At 38.0% G+C, this 18,432-nt stretch carries 16 protein-coding genes and 2 tRNA genes; 16 read left to right on the plus strand and 2 right to left on the minus strand.

What is annotated here, in order from left to right; all coding sequences use genetic code 11:
• The first annotated feature begins 10 nt into the window (after positions 1–10).
• From nusA to VNN39_RS06760, 11 genes are all read left to right on the plus strand, one after another.
• Entirely contained in the window at positions 11–1,138 is a 1,128-nt protein-coding gene (nusA, locus tag VNN39_RS06710; protein WP_004256172.1) for a transcription termination factor NusA, read from the plus strand.
• 4 nt (positions 1,139–1,142) lie between these two features.
• Positions 1,143–1,469: an RNase P modulator RnpM gene (gene rnpM, locus VNN39_RS06715; RefSeq protein ID WP_017369231.1), complete on the plus strand. Its 327-nt coding sequence runs from the start codon at positions 1,143–1,145 to the stop codon at positions 1,467–1,469.
• A gap of 1 nt (position 1,470) precedes the next feature.
• Positions 1,471–1,776: a YlxQ-related RNA-binding protein gene (locus tag VNN39_RS06720; protein ID WP_338997169.1), complete on the plus strand. Its 306-nt coding sequence runs from the start codon at positions 1,471–1,473 to the stop codon at positions 1,774–1,776.
• An 18-nt stretch (positions 1,777–1,794) separates the two neighbouring features.
• Positions 1,795–4,518, plus strand: coding sequence for a translation initiation factor IF-2 (infB, locus tag VNN39_RS06725; protein WP_338997171.1), 2,724 nt, complete (start codon positions 1,795–1,797; stop codon positions 4,516–4,518).
• A 42-nt stretch (positions 4,519–4,560) separates the two neighbouring features.
• Positions 4,561–4,917 (plus strand): 30S ribosome-binding factor RbfA, encoded by a 357-nt coding sequence (gene rbfA / locus VNN39_RS06730; RefSeq protein WP_003135548.1) that lies wholly within the window; start codon positions 4,561–4,563, stop codon positions 4,915–4,917.
• 171 nt (positions 4,918–5,088) lie between these two features.
• Entirely contained in the window at positions 5,089–6,024 is a 936-nt protein-coding gene (locus VNN39_RS06735; RefSeq protein WP_338997173.1) for a cation diffusion facilitator family transporter, read from the plus strand.
• A 69-nt stretch (positions 6,025–6,093) separates the two neighbouring features.
• A complete protein-coding gene (locus VNN39_RS06740) occupies positions 6,094–6,267 on the plus strand; it encodes a hypothetical protein (RefSeq protein WP_157780110.1) in 174 nt (57 codons plus the stop codon).
• A gap of 163 nt (positions 6,268–6,430) precedes the next feature.
• Positions 6,431–7,387, plus strand: coding sequence for a mannose-6-phosphate isomerase, class I (manA, locus tag VNN39_RS06745; protein ID WP_338997175.1), 957 nt, complete (start codon positions 6,431–6,433; stop codon positions 7,385–7,387).
• Positions 7,388–7,652: 265 nt separating this feature from the next.
• Entirely contained in the window at positions 7,653–7,853 is a 201-nt protein-coding gene (locus VNN39_RS06750) for a hypothetical protein (RefSeq protein ID WP_338997177.1), read from the plus strand.
• Positions 7,854–8,251: 398 nt separating this feature from the next.
• Positions 8,252–10,015, plus strand: a complete 1,764-nt coding sequence (locus tag VNN39_RS06755) for an oleate hydratase (RefSeq protein ID WP_017369223.1) — start codon at positions 8,252–8,254, stop codon at positions 10,013–10,015.
• Positions 10,016–10,240: 225 nt separating this feature from the next.
• Positions 10,241–10,328: transfer RNA gene (locus VNN39_RS06760), tRNA-Ser, on the plus strand.
• Positions 10,329–10,393: 65 nt separating this feature from the next.
• Here the strand turns inward: VNN39_RS06760 and VNN39_RS06765 are convergent.
• Both VNN39_RS06765 and VNN39_RS06770 read right to left on the minus strand, forming a co-directional pair.
• Positions 10,394–10,466, minus strand: a tRNA-Arg gene (locus VNN39_RS06765).
• 33 nt (positions 10,467–10,499) lie between these two features.
• Complete coding sequence (locus VNN39_RS06770; RefSeq protein ID WP_026063792.1) at positions 10,500–11,492, minus strand: Gfo/Idh/MocA family protein; 993 nt, start codon at positions 11,490–11,492, stop codon at positions 10,500–10,502.
• 248 nt (positions 11,493–11,740) lie between these two features.
• Between VNN39_RS06770 and udk the strand changes: the two genes are divergently transcribed.
• The 5 genes from udk to smc all read left to right on the plus strand — a co-directional run bounded on the left by udk (position 11,741) and on the right by smc (position 18,423).
• Entirely contained in the window at positions 11,741–12,364 is a 624-nt protein-coding gene (udk, locus tag VNN39_RS06775) for a uridine kinase (RefSeq protein WP_003135541.1), read from the plus strand.
• A 161-nt stretch (positions 12,365–12,525) separates the two neighbouring features.
• Positions 12,526–13,506: a phosphate acetyltransferase gene (gene pta, locus VNN39_RS06780; protein ID WP_017369221.1), complete on the plus strand. Its 981-nt coding sequence runs from the start codon at positions 12,526–12,528 to the stop codon at positions 13,504–13,506.
• Positions 13,507–13,726: 220 nt separating this feature from the next.
• Positions 13,727–14,116: a hypothetical protein gene (locus VNN39_RS06785; RefSeq protein WP_017369220.1), complete on the plus strand. Its 390-nt coding sequence runs from the start codon at positions 13,727–13,729 to the stop codon at positions 14,114–14,116.
• Between the two features lie 103 nt (positions 14,117–14,219).
• Positions 14,220–14,915, plus strand: a complete 696-nt coding sequence (gene rnc / locus VNN39_RS06790) for a ribonuclease III (protein ID WP_017369219.1) — start codon at positions 14,220–14,222, stop codon at positions 14,913–14,915.
• Complete coding sequence (gene smc / locus VNN39_RS06795; protein WP_338997181.1) at positions 14,905–18,423, plus strand: chromosome segregation protein SMC; 3,519 nt, start codon at positions 14,905–14,907, stop codon at positions 18,421–18,423. Before rnc ends, smc begins: the two co-directional genes overlap by 11 nt.
• Positions 18,424–18,432 lie beyond the last annotated feature (9 nt).

An 18,432-nucleotide genomic window follows, 5' to 3' on the forward strand; every position in this document is an offset into this window, starting at 1 on the left:
AAAAAACAAAATGAGCAAGGAAATGCTTAACGCCTTTACAATGCTAGAAGAAGAAAAAGGCATTAAACAAGAGATTGTTATCGAAGCTATTGAGCAAGCAATCACAGCAGCTTACAAACGCCAATATGGTCAAGCCCAAAATGTGAAAGTTATTTTCGATGAGAAAAAAGGAAACTTCAATGTTTATTCAACACGTGAAATTGTTGATGAAGTCTTTGACAGCCGTCTTGAAATCTCACTTGAAGATGCTCAAGAATTAAACCCGCATTACGAAATTGGCGACAAAATCATGTTTGAAGAAAAACCAAAAGATTTTGCACGTACAGCAGCGGGAGCAGCGAAACAAGTTATCATGCAAAAAATGCGTGAAGAAGAACGTACAATTATTTACAATGAATACAGCCGTTATAAAGATGAAATCATCATGGGAACAGTTGAAAAAGTTGATGCGCGTGCAGTTTACGTTAACTTGGGCCGTGTGGATGCACTTTTAACAGCTAAAGATCGTATTAGTCAAGAAAATTATCACGTTGGCGACAAAGTGAAAGTTTATGTAACTGACGTTCTTTTAACACCAAAAGGTACACGTGTCTTTATCAGCCGTACAGCACCAGATATGCTTAAACGTATGTTTGAAAAAGAAATCCCTGAAGTTTACGATGGAACAGTAGAAATCAAATCTGTTGCCCGTGATGCAGGAGATCGTGCGAAAGTTATTGTCGAAAGTCATGATGAGAATGTAGACGCTATTGGTACAATGGTTGGTGCAAAAGGAGCCCGTATCCAAGGTATTATCCGTGAACTTGCGGGTGAAAAGATGGATATTATCGAATATAATGCGGATAAAGCAACACTGATTGCCAACGCACTTAAGCCAGCGCGTATCGAGCAAGTAGCTATCCGTGAAGATGGCTCTGCGATTGCAGTTGTTGCCCAAGATCAATTGTCCTTGGCTATTGGTAAACGCGGACAAAATGTACGTCTTGCTGCACACGTTACAAACTGTAAAATTGATATCAAGTCCGAAGAAGATTTCCAAAAGGAAATGGCTGAGCTTGATGCACTTGTTGAAGAAGTAGATGAAATTGTAGAAGAAGTTGCTGAAACTGTTTCAGAAGAAGCAACAACTGAAGAATAGGCCTATGAAACAAAAAAAGACTCCCATGAGAAAGTCGGTAGTTTCTGGTGAGCAAATCGCTAAACGTGATCTTTTACGTATTGCTTTTAACAAAGAGGGACAAATCTCCATTGACCCTACAGGTAAGGCACATGGTCGAGGGGCTTATATTGCCTTATCGAATGAAGAAGCACAGCTCGCTAAGAAGAGACATGTCTTTGATCGTACGTTCAGTACAAAAATCTCAGACGAATTTTATGACGAACTAATCAGTTATGTTGAACACCAAGTTGCACGCCGAGAATTAGCAGAAGCTACCTATTCGGCAGACTTGGCACCGGACTACGACTAATATGGATAATACAAAAAAAGTGTTGAATTTACTGGGTCTTGCCAAACGGGCAGGAAAAGTCATCACAGGAGAAGAACTTGTGGTTAAAGCCATTCAAAATGGCAAAGCCAGTTTAGTTTTTATTGCCCATGATGCGTCAGAGAATTTGAACAAAAAAATTACCGATAAATCGAGTTACTATGAGGTAAGCGTCTTACAAACGTTCTCAGTAAATGAACTTTCAGTAGCAATTGGTGCTAACCGAAAAGTGTTGGCCATTGCTGATGATGGATTTGCAAAGAAAATGGAGAGCCTTATGACTAACTAAAAAATAAGGAGGACAACATTGTCTGATAAAAAACGAATTAATCAAATCGCAAAAGAAACTGGATTGAAAAATGCTGATCTTGTATCAGCAGCACAAGAATTGGGTTTGGCTGTTAAAGCTCACTCAAGTTCAGTCACAGATGCTGAAGCAGAAAAAATCATTGCACGTGTAAAATCAGAAACTAGTGCACCCGCAACTGAAAAAACAGTTGCTCCAGCAAAAACTACTGAGCCCAAAGCGAAAACATCAAAGAAAAAAGATGAAGCGCCACGTACATTTGCAGGAAAAGCAGTTGTCGAAGATCCTGCAATCTTGGCACGTATTAAAGCTAAGGAAGAAGCCGAAAAAGCCGCAAAAGTTGAAGCCGAAGTAAAAGCAGAGCCCAAAGCGGAAGAAGTTAAAACAGTAAAACAAGAAAAAACAGCGCCAAAAGTAGAGAAAAAATCAGAAGCTCCAGCTCCAGCAGCGAAAAAGCAAGAAGAAAAAACTACAGAGCCAGTGAAAGAAGAACCTAAAAAAGCATTGGATAAAAAACCAAGGATTCAAATCAAAGTCGTAAAACGAGCAGAAGATATTAAAAAAGAAGCAGCGAAAAAAGATGCTGCTCGTCAAGAACGTCGTCAAAATGATCGCCGTAGCAACGACAATCGTCGTGGCGGACAAGGCCGCAATCAAAATGACAACCGTCGCAATAATGACAACCAAAATCGTGGTGGTAATAAGTTTGAGAGCAAACCATCAACAGAAGTATTCGCAGCACCTGCTACTTCTGGTAAAAACAATAACCGCCGTGATCGTGACCGTAAGAAAAGTGAACACGACAAAACTTCAGACGGTCGTCGTCCAGGCGGACCATTGCGTGTCAATGATAACCGTAATCAAGTACGTAATGCCCGTAATTCAAACTGGAATCAAAAAGGTCGCCGTGGCGGTAAAAACCAACAATCTGCTGCACCAGTATCTACACGTAAATTCCATGAATTACCAGAATCAGTAGAGTATGCTGAAGGAATGAACGTTCAAGATATCGCAAAAGCAATCAAACGTGAACCAGCTGAAATTATCAAAAAACTCTTCATGATGGGAACGATGGTTAACCAAAACCAATCGCTTGATGAAGATACTTTGGAATTAATCCTTATGGATTATGGCATTACGCCAGTTAAAAAAGTGGAAGAAGACCAATCAGATATTGAACGTCTTTTCGTCGAAGATGGTTACCTTAACGAAGAAAACATGGTAGAACGTCCAGCTGTTGTAACAATCATGGGTCACGTTGACCATGGTAAAACAACCTTGCTTGACCGTTTCCGTGAATCTCGTGTTACTGAAGGCGAAGCTGGTGGTATCACACAACATATCGGGGCTTATCAAATCAAAACTGGAGATAAGAAAATTACTTTCTTGGACACACCAGGACACGAAGCCTTCACAAGTATGCGTGCTCGTGGAGCCTCAGTAACTGATATTACAATCTTGGTTGTTGCAGCAGATGATGGTGTTATGCCACAAACGATTGAAGCAATTAATCACTCCAAAGCTGCGGGTGTACCGATTATCGTTGCCATTAACAAAATCGATAAACCAGGTGCAAACCCACAACGTGTGATTCAAGAATTAGCTGAACACGGTGTTATGTCACAATCTTGGGGCGGCGAATCTGAATTTGTTGAAATCTCAGCTAAATTCAATCAAAATCTTGATGCCCTTTTGGAAACTGTTTTGCTTGTTGCTGAAATGCAAGAACTTAAAGCAGACCCAACTGTCCGTGCTATTGGTACAGTCGTTGAAGCACGTCTTGACCAAGGACGTGGTGCTATTGCAACACTCTTGGTTCAACAAGGTACACTTCACGTTCAAGACCCGATCGTTGTTGGTAACACATACGGGCGTGTACGTACGATGACAAATGACTTAGGCCGTCGTATCAAGGAAGCTTTGCCATCAACGCCAGTCGAATTGACAGGTCTCTCTGATGTTCCTCAAGCGGGTGATCACTTCGCTGTCTTTGAGGACGAAAAATCTGCACGTGCAGCTGGTGAAGAACGTGCCAAACGTGCCCAATTGATTAAACGTCAAAGCACACGTCGTGTAAGTCTTGACAACCTCTTTGATACACTTAAAGAAGGTCAAGTGAAAACAGTTAACATCATCATCAAGGCTGATGTACAAGGTACAGCTGAAGCGATGGCTGCTTCCTTACAAAAAATTGATGTTGAAGGTGTAAAAGTTGATATCGTTCACGCGGCCGTTGGTGCGATCAGTGAATCAGATGTTTCATTAGCAGCAGCTTCAAATGCGATTATTATCGGTTTCAATGTTCGTCCAACTGGACTTGCACGTGAGCAAGCAGAACATGAAGATGTAGATATTCGTCTTCACAGCATCATCTATAAAGTTATCGAAGAAATCGAAACAGCGATGCGCGGTATGCTGGATCCAGAATACAAAGAAGAAATTATCGGTGAAGCGATTGTCCGTGAAACATTTAACGTTTCTAAAGTCGGTACAATTGCCGGATTTATGGTTATCCGTGGTAAAGTTCAACGTGATGCCAGCGTTCGAGTTATTCGTGACGGTGTAGTTATCCATGATGGAGCTATTGCTAGCTTGAAACATTACAAAGATGATGTTAAAGAAGTCGGTAATGCACAAGAAGGTGGTTTGATGGTAGAAAACTACAACGACATTCTTGTTGACGATACATTTGAAGTTTATAAAATGGTTGAAATCAAGCGTTAAAATTCAAAATGCTTGAGAAAAAAATAAAAAAGGAGAATGAGTATGGGCACTTCCTTCCGTAGTGATCGTGTGGCTGTCGAAATCCAACGTGAAATTAATGATATTTTACGTCATAAAATTCGCGACCCGCGCGTTCAAGATGTGAATATTACAGATGTTCAAGTGACAGGCGATTTGAGTCAAGCAACCGTGTATTACAGCTTGCTGTCTAATCTTGCCAGTGACAATGAAAAAGCCAAAAAAGGTCTGGAAAAAGCTACAGGTCTTGTTAAACGTGAGTTAGCACAACGTATGACAATGTACCGTATCCCGGATTTGAAGTTTGCCAAAGATGAATCTGTTGAATATGGTTCAAAAATCGACGAACTTCTCCGTAATCTGGATAAACCAGAATATTAATAAAAAAATAAGCCTCAATTGTGAGTGCTTATTTTTTTTATAGAGAAACCTGCAAAAATGTAGGGACTGTGCTATAATACTCATGGCAAAGCACACAAAGATACGCTTAAAGGCGTGGTTAGGTTATTGTGTTAAGATAAAAATATAAAGTTTAGTAAGGAAAAAAATATTATGGCAGAAAAAGAACATACTGGCGGCATGGGTTCTGTTATTGCAGCCCTTGGTGCCAATGTACTAGTGGCAATAAGTAAGTTTGTAGGCTATGCCTTAAGTGGTAGTGCGGCAATGCTCAATGAAAGCATACACAGTTTAGTTGACTGTGGAAATCAAGTTTTACTGCTTTTTGGTGATAAGCGGGCCAAAAGAGCACAAAGCCAAGTGCATCCTTTTGGAGAAGCGCGGGCAAAATACTTTTTTAGCATGCTGGTCGCTACTTTCCTTTTCTTTGGCGGTGGTGTTATTGGTGTAATGGAGGCTTATGACAAGCTGGTCCACCCTGCTCATGAGGTCAATAACCCTTTAATTCTGATCGCTATCTTAGTCTTTGGCATGATCATTGAGGGCAGTTCACTTCGCGTTGCTTTTAAAGAAATTAAGGAGCTCAACACTGAAAAATTACCCTTGTTTAGATTCTTACATGAGAGCAGGCACAGTGAGATTTTAGTTATCTTTGCGGAGGATTTCTGTGCCATTATTGGTTTAATTTTAGCACTTGGAGGAACAGTACTCACTTTCGTTACTGGAAATCCCATGTATGATGCTCTATCAGGGATTTTGATTGGTTTATTGCTTATGGCAGCAGCTGTCTTTTTGGTGCGAGAGTTCTACAGTTTAATCGTCGGTGAAAGTGTTACTGCTTCAGATTTAGAAAAGATTACACGTAGTTTTGTTCGTGAAACAGTTAAGCAGTTGATTGATATTAAGACAATTCACATCGGTCCAACTGAGATTCTAATTGCTGCCAAGATTGATATTCCTGCTGAGTATGAAGCACACAGCTATGAGATTATTAATGCAATTGAAAAAGATATTCGAAAAGCACTACCGGATAAAAAGTCTTATATCTACATTGAAGTTGACGAATTTGATAATAATTATCAGCATTGATGCAAACAATTCTCAAGAAATTGGAGACTAACGATTGCGTTTTTATAATTTATCTGATATATTATGTTTATGAAACAACACTGGATGGACAAAATTGCAGATAAATTATACATTGATGGAGTTCATCCTTTGATTATCCTGATGGTGTGGGAAATCGCCTTGCTTGGAATTTTGGTTGTGATTATTTCTTTATTTGTCGCAGAAATTCCGAATGCTTTATCTCATATAAATTTTAAGTACTGAATAAGAAGACAAGCAATTGTTCGAAAGAAAAATCGATATACAATAAAAGAGAGAATCCTTAGAGGGAGCTCTTTTATTTTATAAAAACATTGCTTCTATAGGCAAAACAAATAGTTTTTGTGCTATAATGAACGAAGTATTATTAAACAAATGAGGAGAAACAATGTCAATAGAACCATTATTTTTAGATTCTGTATTGCAAGAGAAAATCTGGGGTGGCGATCATCTCAAATCTTTTGGCTATGAATTACCATCTGATAAAATCGGTAAATACTGGGCGATTTCAGCTCATCCACATGGTGTCTCAACAATCAAAAATGGACAGTTTGCTGGACAAAAGTTAGACAAGGTATTTGATCAACACCGTGAGCTTTTCGGCAACACGAAAGAAGAAGTCTTCCCTCTCTTGACAAAAATCTTGGATGCCAATGACTGGCTTTCAGTGCAAGTTCATCCTAATGATGAATACGGTATGAAACATGAAGGCGAGCTTGGTAAAACAGAATGTTGGTATATCATTTCAGCAGAAGAAGGTTCTGAGATTATTTATGGACATAATGCAAAATCACGTGAAGAACTTGCAGAAATGATCAATTCTGGAGACTGGGATCACTTACTACGTAAAGTGAAAGTCAAAGCGGGTGATTTCTTCCATGTACCTGCAGGAACCATGCATGCAATTGGTGCGGGCATCGTTATTCTAGAAACGCAACAATCAAGCGACACAACTTACCGTGTATATGATTTCGATCGTAAGGATGACCAAGGCAATCTTCGTGAATTACATATACAACAGTCAATTGATGTACTTCATATTCCTGGGGATCAAACACCAGAAAACAAAGTCCAAGTCGTTAAAGAAGAAAATGCAGACTTAACAACTTTAGTAAAATCAGAGTTCTTTGACGTCTATAAATGGTCAATCCACGGAACACAAGACTTTGAAGCTAAAGCAGACTATATGCTCGTGTCTATTCTTGAAGGAGAAGGACAACTTACGGTGGCTGATAAAACGTATGCATTATCGAAAGGCGACCACTTTATCCTCCCTACAGGGATTGAGCAATGGCAACTTTCAGGTAATATGGAAATTATTGCTAGCAATCCAGTAGCACATTAAGTATAAAAAAAAGCTCCTCCTTAGGGTGCTTTTTTTATTTTAAAATGTATGAGTTTGATCTTCAAATAAAGTGAGCCAAAAACGGCTCATTAAATTAATAGAATAGTATATAAAATTAAGTTTGACTTAAGACGAGCTTGTTAAGCTTTTATTGATCAAATAAAAAAACCTTTGATGGAAGGAGAGTAAAACTTTAAGAAGGCAACTGCAAATAAAGTGTGCTGGATGAAGTGCTTCAGCATTAGATTAAGAAAAGGAAAATCTTATGGAGAAGAAATTGAAAAAAGTTATAACTATGAGTATCTCAGGTTTAACTTTATTATCGGCATCAATGCCATCAGCCGTTGGTATGATTCACGCGAGTAATGTGAATGTAGTGCAAGAACCAGATTCAAAAGCGTTGGAGTTTACCTTCCACGAGTATCTCTTTCTCGAACAGTATCTATCCCATAGAGCTTATGAATAAAAATAAAGAGCGTGCTTATTACCTCTTTATATTTGTGGTAAATTCTCTGTGTTGCTCTTATTTTCTGAACGGATAACACTTAGAGAGATTCTTCTTCTCTTCTTTGTCTCTATTCTCATATATGCTTTGGCAATCTATCATGCTAAAAAGAAACAAAAACTTAGAGCATTACATCGTGTAAAAAAATAAAAAGAAAACACAGAAAAGATTTTAGTAAAAAGGTAATATACAAGGTGAAATGAAGCAAGTGATATCAAGATAAGGAGCTGGTTTTTGTTTGAGCTTCTTTTTTACTCAAAAAATATAGACTTGTCCAAAAGAGCCAGAAGAAATTTGAAATCGCTATCTTTTAAGAATATAATCAAATTATAAGAACAATTAGAAAAGAGGGATTGAATATGCGTTATACAAACGGAAATTATGAAGCTTTTGTTCGACCAAGAAAACCACAAGAGGCTGACAAAAAGTCTGCCTATATTGTTGGGGCAGGTCTTGCAGGACTAGCTGCGGCTGTCTTTCTGATCAGAGATGGCCAAGTCCCAGGGAATCGTATTCATATCTTAGAAGAACTTTCTCTTTCAGGTGGTTCTTTAGACGGTTCCTTTATTCCCCATGATGGTTTTGTGATTCGTGGGGGACGCGAAATGGAAAACCATTTTGAATGTCTTTGGGATCTTTTTCATTCTATTCCAAGTCTAGAAGTAGAAAATGCTTCAGTTTTAGATGAATTTTACTATTTAGATAAGGATGATCCTAATTCTTCTAATTGTCGCATTATTGCGAATCGTGGTGAACGTGTTGCTGATGATGGACAATTTACCTTAAGTCGACAAGCCCAAGATGAAATTGTGAAACTTTTCATGGCACAGGAAGAAAGTTTGGTAGGCAAAAAAATTGAAGATGTGTTCAGTGAAGAATTTTTTGAATCAAACTTTTGGCTTTACTGGTGCTCAATGTTTGCTTTTGAAAAATGGCACTCAGCGATTGAAATGCGACGCTACATTATGCGATTTATTCATCACATCAAAGGGTTACCAGACTTCACAGCACTAAAATTTACAAAGTATAATCAATACGAATCTTTAGTAAAACCCTTGCTTGCCTTTTTGAAAGACCATGGTGTAATCTTCCAATATGAAGCACAAGTTGAAAATATTGAAGTAGATTTTTCGAACAACAAAAAAGTAGCTAAGAAGATTATATTTGCAGATGGAAAAGTACAAGACTTGACGGAAGATGACCTTGTTTTCGTGACGAATGGTTCAATTACTGAAAGTTCAACACAAGGAAGTCCAACAGAAGCAGCGCCAATTACAAAAGATTTAGGTGGCTCTTGGAAACTTTGGAAAAATCTGGCTGCACAGTCTCCAGAATTTGGGAAACCCGAAGTCTTTTATGACAACTTGCCTGATGAAAGTTGGTTTGTATCGGCGACCGTTACTTGGAAGAATCTCAAAATACAACCTTATTTTGAAAAATTAACGCATCGTGAGTTACGTTCAGGTAAAGTTGTGACAGGCGGAATTATCACTATTAAGGATTCTAACTGGCTGATGAGTTTCACTACCCATCGTCAACCTCATTTTAAGGAACAAAAAGATGGTGAAACTGTGACATGGGTTTATGGTCTCTTGTCTAATACACCAGGGAACTATATTAAAAAACCAATTGAGAAATGTACAGGTGAGGAAATAACACAAGAGCTCCTTTATCATTTGGGTATGCCTGAAGCAGAAATAGAGGAATTTGTTAAAGAAAATACTAATACCATTCCAGTTTATATGCCATTTATTACCTCTTACTTTATGTTACGTGAGCCAGGGGATCGTCCTCAAGTGATTCCGGAAAATTCTGTGAATCTGGCCTTTATTGGGAATTTTGCTGAGACAGAGAGAGATACGGTCTTCACAACGGAGTATTCAGTGCGTACCGCGATGGAAGCTGTCTATCAATTTCTAAATGTAGAGCGTGGTGTGCCTGAAGTTTTTGCTTCGGCTTACGACTTGCGTACACTAGCTCGCTCGGTTTATTATCTTTCAGACAAAAAGAAATTGATGGAAATGGATTTGCCTCTTTTGAAAAAAGAATCTTTGAAGTTTGGTTTGAAGAAGATAAAAGGTACCTATCTTGAAGATATCCTAAAAGATGCAGGACTACTTTAAAAGAAGTAAAAGTGTATTTCTGTTTCAGTTTATTTTGACTTGAGCTCCTTTTAAGGAGTAAACAGTATAATACATTTATTCCAATAAAATTTTTTCATAAAACTCCTACTCTTCCATGTCATGTGGAAGAGTTTTTTAATCGTTGTTATAACAAACCACACATAAATTGGCATTTATGGCAGAGGATATGGTATAATATATTTTGAAAATTGATAATTAACATTTGGAGAATTACTCAAGAGGCTGAAGAGGTACGCTTGGAAAGTGTATAGGTGGGTAAAACCGCGCATGGGTTCGAATCCCATATTCTCCTTTATAGGTTTTATGCCTCAATGGAATAAGTATAAAGAAAAAGCTTCCTTAAGGAAGCTTTTTTAATGATCCCTGCCAGGTTCGAACTGGCGATTCAGACTTAGGAGGTCCGGGTTATATCCAATTTAACTAAGGGATCAGAAGACTCCGATAAGGAGTCAATGATTAAATCTTATTTTTTATCAGCTTCAAAGACGATTCCTGCACTTTGGCGCATCATATAACTTGTTTCGGAAACATCTTGTGCCAACTGGTGCAAGTCTTTGTAGAGAGAACGAGCAGCAGGAGTTGAAATGGTTTCAATGATTTCAGCAAAGTGAAGAGCTTCATCAAAGAGAGAATGTTTTGGAGCTGTAACCTTGATGACTTCTTTACTTCCATCAAAACGAATGAATTTTGCAGAGGTTATAGCATTGACCCCATCTAAAATCAAGGTACCTTGATCAGTGTAGATTTCACTCGAGAGGTAGCTTGTGAGATTACCCGCACATTTAATTGCAACTTTGAAATCACCATAATTTAAGCTTCCGATACCAGAGATATCTACACCACTTGGGAGAACAACAGCATCGTAGCAAGCAGATTGAGGTTTATCAAACCAATAAACAGCTGCATAGAGAAGATAAACACCTAAATCTGCGAGGAGTCCACCAGAAAATTTACTGTTGAATTTATTAGGAAGTTTTCCTGCCAGTAGTGCAGGCATTTTCGAAGAATATTTTGAATAGGTAAAATCAGCACCAACAACTTTTTTATCTGCTAAGAATAAGTTGATGGTTTCAAAAGCTTGTTCGTGGATGTTTCGAGCAGCCTCAAAAAAGAGAACATTGTTTTCATCCGCTAACTTGATAATTTCAGCTAATTCATGTGGATTTGAAAATGCTGGTTTTTCAACGATGATATTGTGACCTGCTAAAATAGCAGCTTTCGCTTGTTCAAAATGAATAGCATTTGGACTGGCAATATAGATGATATCCAAATCATGTTTGAAAAAATCATCTAAATTATCGTAAAGTTCAATATCGTCAAAGTCTTCTGTGAAAGATACTGCACTCTCAAGATTACGTGAGTAGACAGCCTCAAGACTATATTTTTTTGTGAGATGGGCAGCTTCGACAAAAGATCCACTGATCCATCCTGTACCGATAATTCCAAGTTTAAGCATCATACACCCCTTTTCCTATCAAAAATTTATTAAAACCATTATAGCAAATTTTTCGGTAAAACTCATTTAAAACTTATGTATAATCTTTAAAAAATATCCCGTTGAATTTTTAAAATATAAAAAAAGATTGCTTATAAATAATTTTCAGAGCTGAAGCTGGTTGAGATTTGTGATAAAATAGGTAGAATAACATAATATCCATGAGTAATTGAAGTTTTAGTGGATACACAAAATATGGAGAAGTAATTTTGAAAAAACCATTGATTATCGGTGTAACAGGTGGCTCAGCAAGTGGGAAAACCAGCGTGTCTCAAGCTATTTTATCTATGTTTAAAGATGAAAATATCGCTATGATTGAACATGACAGTTACTATAAAGATCAATCACAGCTGACATTTGAAGAACGTACAAAAACAAACTACGACCATCCATTGGCTTTTGATACAGACTATCTGATTGCTCAACTAAAAGAGCTACAAAATGGTCGGGCTGTTGATATTCCGACCTATGATTATGCCAATCATACACGGAGTGAAAAAACTTACCGTCAAGAACCTGTAGATGTCTTGATTGTAGAAGGAATCTTGGTTTTAGAAAATGAAAAGCTACGAAACCTGATGGATATCAAGGTGTTCGTAGATACTGACGATGATGTACGTATTTTACGTCGTATCCGTCGGGATATTGAAGAACGTGGCCGTACTTTAGATTCTGTTATTACACAATATATGGATGCTGTAAAACCGATGTATCATCAATTCATTGAACCAACAAAACGATATGCGGATGTCATTATTCCAGAAGGCGTTTCAAACACAGTTGGGGTTGATATCTTAACCACAAAAATCGCCAGTATCTTACATGGAGAGTAAGAAGCAATCGAAAGATTGCTTCTTTTTGTGAGGAAAAGAAGAATGAACAGAAGAAACCCTTCTATCCATAATTTCAAAAAAACGTTTACATAAGTGGGCATTTTTTGTGACATTGTGATATAATCATTATTGAAATTCTAAAAATAGTAAAAGGAAGTATTATGGAACTCTTTGAATCGCTCAAACAAAAAATTTCTGGCAAAGGCCTACAAATCGTTTTTCCCGAAGGAACAGATGCACGTGTATTAGGCGCAGCTAACCGTCTTTACGCTGATAAATTGATTACACCAGTATTTATTGGTAATATCTCTGAAGTAACAGGTACATTAATTTCTCGTGGGATTAATCCAGACGGTTTCCAAATCTACGATCCATTGAACTGTGAACGTTTTGAAAAGATGGTCGAAATTTTTGTTGAACGTCGTAAAGGTAAAGTAACAGAAGAACAAGCACGCGAAATCTTGAAAGACTCAAACTATTTTGGAACAATGCTTGTACATATGGGTATAGCTGATGGTATGGTTTCAGGTGCAGTTCACTCAACTGCTGATACTGTACGACCTGCCTTGCAAATCATTAAAACAAAACCAGGCGTGAAATCAGTATCAGGCGCATTTATCATGGTTCGTGGTCGTGATGATAATGAAAAATATATCTTTGCGGATTGTGCGATTAACATCGATCCAGATGCAAATACTTTAGCAGATATCGCCGTAGCTTCAGCGGAAACGGCAAAACTTTTTGATATCGATCCAAAAGTTGCAATGTTATCTTTCTCAACTAAGGGTTCAGGTAAATCGGATGATGTGACTAAAGTTGTTGAAGCAACGGCTTTAGTCAAAGAAGAGCATCCAGAACTTGATATTGATGGGGAACTTCAATTTGATGCAGCATTCTCTCCAGCAGTTGCCCGTCAAAAATCACCAGACAGCACAGTGGCAGGACGTTCAAATGTATTTATCTTCCCAGATATTCAATCTGGTAATATTGGCTACAAAATTGCCCAACGTTTAGGAAACTTTGAAGCAATCGGCCCAATCTTACAAGGCTTGAACGCCCCAATCTCTGACCTTTCTCGTGGCAGTAACGAAGAAGATGTTTATAAACTTGCTATTATTACAGCTGCCCAAGCACTTAAATAATATATGAGTTTAAAAAAATCATGACAAAATGTTATGGTTTTTTATTATCATTGATTTATTTTAGTATGTTAGGCTCATGCATCTAAAGATTATAATGATGAACGGAAAGCATGTAGGACTTTGATGAGCGCTTTATTTAACTTTTAGAATATTGGTCCTACTTTAGTGTTAATTTAAGTTTATAATTATAAAATACAGTCATCAAAACAACGGAGAAAAGATGAAACGAGCGAAAATTTGTGCCTTGATCGGGAGTATTTTTACAACTCTCATTGCTGTATTAATGATGTTTGCCTTTATTCGATTCATAATTAACTGGGAAGAAAAAGATCTAGAAATGACTCTGACCATTGCAGGGCATAGTGGCCTTTTTCTATTGAAACTTTTTGCTTTAGTGGTTGTCATTGTCATGTCAATTATGATTGTAAATTGGGTCTCCTTTATTCGTATGGATCGACCAACGGGGGGGATATGGCAACTTTATCAGTTAGTTATTGGAAGTTTCTATATTCTAATTTCAATGCTAAATTTGTATGTGATGGTAGTGGCTCTGCCCTTAGGCCTTTGTTTCGTTCTGGCCTTTATATTAGCACGTATGGATAGCGTTTAAGAGAGTTTGCTTAAGCAAGCTCTTTTCTTTGTAGCCTACACCAAAAAGACTCAAAAATTTGGTATAATAACTAAGTTAATAATAAAATCTAGGAGGGTTTTTTATGTTTGAGCTTCAAAATAAGCTTAAAAATGAATTTGGTATAAAATTTGCTGATGAAGAATTATTAGAAATAGCTTTTACTCACTCGAGCTATACGAATGAAGAACGCCTCCCAAAGGTTGCAAACAATGAACGTTTGGAGTTTTTGGGAGACGTCGCTCTGTCTTTAATCATCTCAGAATATCTTTATCGTACTTACCCAGATAAACTTGAAGGTGAACTATCGAAGATGCGTTCTAGCATTGTCCGCACAGAATCTTTAGCTAATTTTTCACGTCAGTGTGAGTTTGGACGTTTTCTACGTTTAGGAAATGGTGAAGAAAAAACAGGTGGACGTAATCGTGATACAAACCTTGAAAATCTCTTTGAAGCCTTTTTAGGTGCCCTTTTCTTAGATGCTGGCATGGAAGAAGTGCGTCAGTTTATAAATCGAGTAGTTATCCCACACGTAAAGGCTGACGATTATTTTAAAGTCATTGATTATAAGACAAACTTGCAAGAAGTATTGCAAGTGGATGGTGAGACAATCATTGAGTATAAGATTCTAGAGGAAACAGGTCCCGCACATGCGCGTGAATTCGTCGCAGCTGTTTATAATAATGGAAAAGAGCTTGGGCGTGGGCGAGGTAAATCAAAAAAAGTTGCAGAGCAAAAAGCAGCGGAAAATGCAATAAAAGGTCAGATTCATGTATCTTAAAAAAATGGAAATTATCGGCTTCAAGTCTTTTGCCGACCGTACGAAAATTGAATTTGACCAAGGGGTTACAGCTGTTGTTGGTCCCAATGGTTCTGGGAAGTCCAACATTGTTGAAGCACTACGTTGGGCTTTAGGAGAACAATCTGCCAAGTCACTTCGTGGCGGTAAAATGCCAGATGTTATTTTTTCAGGTACGGCTAAGCGTAAAGCCCTGAACTATACTGAAGTTATTGTAACTTTTGATAATGCAGACCAGTACCTTACTGGTTATGAAGAGGATGCCGAAGTGACTGTTACACGTCGCTTATATCGCAATGGTGATTCTGAATTTTTGATTAATGGGCGTAAGTGCCGTTTGAAAGATATTCATGAACTTTTCACAGATACAGGCTTAGGGCGTGATTCTCTTTCTATTATCTCCCAAGGACGTATCGAATCTGTCTTTAACTCTAAAGCAGAAGAACGACGGGCAATTTTTGAAGAAGCAGCTGGTGTTTTGAAATATAAGACACGACGGACTGAAACAGAAAGTAAATTGCAGACAACACAGGATAATCTCGATCGTCTCGAAGATATTATCTTTGAGCTTAATGGTCAATTAACCCCCTTGCGTGCTCAGCGTGATGTTGCTTTGCGTTTTCAAGATTTAGAAGCGCAACGCTCTGAGCTTGCTCTTTCTGTGTTGGTTGCTCAGCTTCTTGATGAGAAGAAAAGATACGAACAAGCGAAGCAAGACTTAAGTACAGTTGAGGCTGAGCTAAGTATTTTAAAAAATCAACAAGCAAGCTACGAAGAACAACTTCTTAATTTAAAAAACTCTCGGCTGAAAATAGAACAAGAGCAAGAGAAAGCTCAACAAGACAACTTGTCCTTAACAGAACTCAAGTCTGATTTACAACATAAAATAGATGTCTTTGATCTCCAAAAGTCTTCTTCTCAAAAATCAGCCGCAGAACGCCAAGAGCGCATCGAAGAACTTGATTCAAAATTGGTGGAAGTTTCTCAAAAGAAAAATGCATCGCAAAAGAAAAAAGCAGAGCTCAAAGAAAAAGAGAATGAAGCACAAGTTCAACTGGATGAGTTAGAAAAAGAATTAGCGCGTTTTGCTGAAAGTCCAGAAAGTTTAGCAGAGAAACTTCGCGAAGATTATTTGCAATTAGTGCAACAAGAGGCAGAGTTTTCCAATCAATTGACTAAAAATAGGGCTGAATATGAAAATATTTCACGCCGTCTGGTAGAATCTGATGAGAATGTAAAAGAAAACACAGAAAAATTTCAAACTATTTCTGCTGATCTTACAAAAGCAGAGGCTGCTTTAGAAGCGCTCAATCAAACTGCTCAAACACTTGAAAAAGAAGTGCAAGAAAAGAGTGAAGCAGAAGCAAGATACGCTGAATCAGAGCGTCAAGGTCAAAATGTGATGTATGATCAAATGCAACAACTCAGCAAATATAAGGCCAATCTTTCAAGTATGCAAAATATTCGTGACAGTCACAGTAACCTGTATCAAGGGGTACGTGCTGTAATGACTCAAAGTGCGGCACTTGGTGGTATTATTGGAGTAGTTGCTGATCTCTTAACTTTTGACAAAAAATACACTACTGCCATTGATATTGCCTTAGGTGGCGGCAGTCAAAATATCGTGGTTGAAGATGAAAACTCAGCCAAAAAAGCAATCGCTTATTTAAGAGAAAAACGCTTGGGACGAGCAACATTCCTTCCACTCACCACGATAAAACCTCGTGAATTTCGAAACTACGAACGTCTCGTGACGATGGAAGGATTCATTGATACCGCCTTAAATTTGGTTAATTTTGAACCACGGTTGCAAAGAGCAATGTCGAGTTTATTGGCAACCACTGCTATTGTTGATACAGCTGAAAATGCAAGTCAAATAGCGCGTGCAATGAACTATACTATTCGTATCGTAACTTTAGATGGTACGCAGATTAATCCTGGGGGGGCTTACTCAGGGGGAGCAGCGAAACGCAATAATACAACTTTTACCAGTACAGAAATTGAACATCTGACTGAAGTCATCGCTTTAGCAGAAAGTAAGCTTAAAGCAGTCGAAGATAAATTGCAAAAGCAACAGCTTGCACGTCAATCCTTGAGTACACAACTTGAGACGCTACGTTCTGAAATTCAAGAAAAACGTCTAACTGAGCAAAGTTTGAAGTTACAGATTAAGCAATTATCAGAACAAAAAGCAAATCTTCAGGCATTAGTTACGGATATCGAAAATACAGAATCACATCAAGCGCTGCAAGAATTATCAGGGATGAACGAAAAACTGGTACAGCAGTTGGCTAAAATTGCTGAGGATAAGCAGGCTTTAGATGATCAACTTGAAGAAGTCAAATCTAACAGTCAAAGTTTTAATGCTCTTAAAGAGCAGAAAAACAGTGCATATCATGACACGAAATTACTTTTGTCAAGTCTGAAAAACGAATTACGTTTTGCCCAAACGGAGCAGGAACGCTTAATGCAAGAATATGAAGTTCTAGAGGCTGAAAAAGGTAAACTACAAGCAATCGGAGAAGCACAGATTGATGAAGCGAGTCGTAATCTTTATGCTCAGCAATTAAAAGAGACAGAGGCAAAACTTCAAGAAGCTAATGTGAAGTTAGTGAGTTTGCGCTTTGAGAGGGATGACCTGCAAGCTCAAACAGAAGAACTTGAGGAGCAAAATCGTGACTTGCTGGAAAAAAATCAAATACTGAATAATAAAAAAGCGCGTTTGGAAGTAAGGATTGAACAATCAGAAAAACTTTTAAAAAATCGCCAAAACACACTTTTTACTGAGTATGAAATGAGTTTCGATGAAGCTAAAATGAAGGCTAAAACCCTTGAAAATCTTTCTGAATCAGAGCAACAGCTCAGTCTTTTAGAGCGCCAAATCCGTGCACTCGGACCGATTAATTTAGATGCAATTACTCAGTATGAGGAAGTACATCAACGTCATGCCTTTTTGAGCAGCCAACGGGATGACCTCTTGGAAGCTAAAAATATGCTACTCGAAACGATTCAAGAAATGAATGAAGAGGTAGAAATCCGCTTTAAGACAACCTTTGAACAAATCAGAGAAAGTTTTCAATTAACTTTTTCACAAATGTTTGCAGGAGGAGAAGCCGACCTTGAATTAACGAGCACCAACTTATTGGAAGCTGGTGTTGAAATCAAAGTTCAACCTCCAGGTAAAAAATTAGCCAGCTTGAACCTTATGTCTGGTGGGGAAAAAGCATTGACTGCTCTGGCCTTAATTTTTGCTATTTTACGTGTTAGAACGGTGCCATTTGTGGTCTTGGATGAGGTAGAAGCAGCATTGGATGAGGCTAATGTTAAACGTTTCGGAGATTACATGAATCACTTTGATAACTCCAACCAATTTATTGTTGTCACACATCGCCGTGGAACAATGGCAGCAGCTGGTACAATGTATGGTGTGACGATGGCTGATGCGGGGGTTTCTAAGGTTATTTCTGTACGATTAGAGGATGAAGTTTAAACAGGTTAG

Origin of the sequence: Lactococcus formosensis (assembly GCF_037892375.1) — a bacterium.
GTDB lineage: Bacteria > Bacillota > Bacilli > Lactobacillales > Streptococcaceae > Lactococcus > Lactococcus formosensis.

What these genes read in the sequence shown, in the direction of transcription:
- nusA (WP_004256172.1), top strand. Translation starts at nt 11, where the DNA reads ATGAGCAAGGAAATGCTTAACGCCTTTACAATGCTAGAAGAAGAAAAA.
- VNN39_RS06755 (WP_017369223.1), top strand. Translation starts at nt 8,252, where the DNA reads ATGCGTTATACAAACGGAAATTATGAAGCTTTTGTTCGACCAAGAAAA.
- VNN39_RS06740 (WP_157780110.1), top strand. Translation starts at nt 6,094, where the DNA reads ATGAAACAACACTGGATGGACAAAATTGCAGATAAATTATACATTGAT.
- smc (WP_338997181.1), top strand. Translation starts at nt 14,905, where the DNA reads ATGTATCTTAAAAAAATGGAAATTATCGGCTTCAAGTCTTTTGCCGAC.
- VNN39_RS06785 (WP_017369220.1), top strand. Translation starts at nt 13,727, where the DNA reads ATGAAACGAGCGAAAATTTGTGCCTTGATCGGGAGTATTTTTACAACT.
- VNN39_RS06720 (WP_338997169.1), top strand. Translation starts at nt 1,471, where the DNA reads ATGGATAATACAAAAAAAGTGTTGAATTTACTGGGTCTTGCCAAACGG.
- rbfA (WP_003135548.1), top strand. Translation starts at nt 4,561, where the DNA reads ATGGGCACTTCCTTCCGTAGTGATCGTGTGGCTGTCGAAATCCAACGT.
- pta (WP_017369221.1), top strand. Translation starts at nt 12,526, where the DNA reads ATGGAACTCTTTGAATCGCTCAAACAAAAAATTTCTGGCAAAGGCCTA.
- VNN39_RS06770 (WP_026063792.1), bottom strand. Translation starts at nt 11,492, where the DNA reads ATGCTTAAACTTGGAATTATCGGTACAGGATGGATCAGTGGATCTTTT.
- manA (WP_338997175.1), top strand. Translation starts at nt 6,431, where the DNA reads ATGTCAATAGAACCATTATTTTTAGATTCTGTATTGCAAGAGAAAATC.
- VNN39_RS06735 (WP_338997173.1), top strand. Translation starts at nt 5,089, where the DNA reads ATGGCAGAAAAAGAACATACTGGCGGCATGGGTTCTGTTATTGCAGCC.
- VNN39_RS06750 (WP_338997177.1), top strand. Translation starts at nt 7,653, where the DNA reads ATGGAGAAGAAATTGAAAAAAGTTATAACTATGAGTATCTCAGGTTTA.
- rnc (WP_017369219.1), top strand. Translation starts at nt 14,220, where the DNA reads ATGTTTGAGCTTCAAAATAAGCTTAAAAATGAATTTGGTATAAAATTT.
- rnpM (WP_017369231.1), top strand. Translation starts at nt 1,143, where the DNA reads ATGAAACAAAAAAAGACTCCCATGAGAAAGTCGGTAGTTTCTGGTGAG.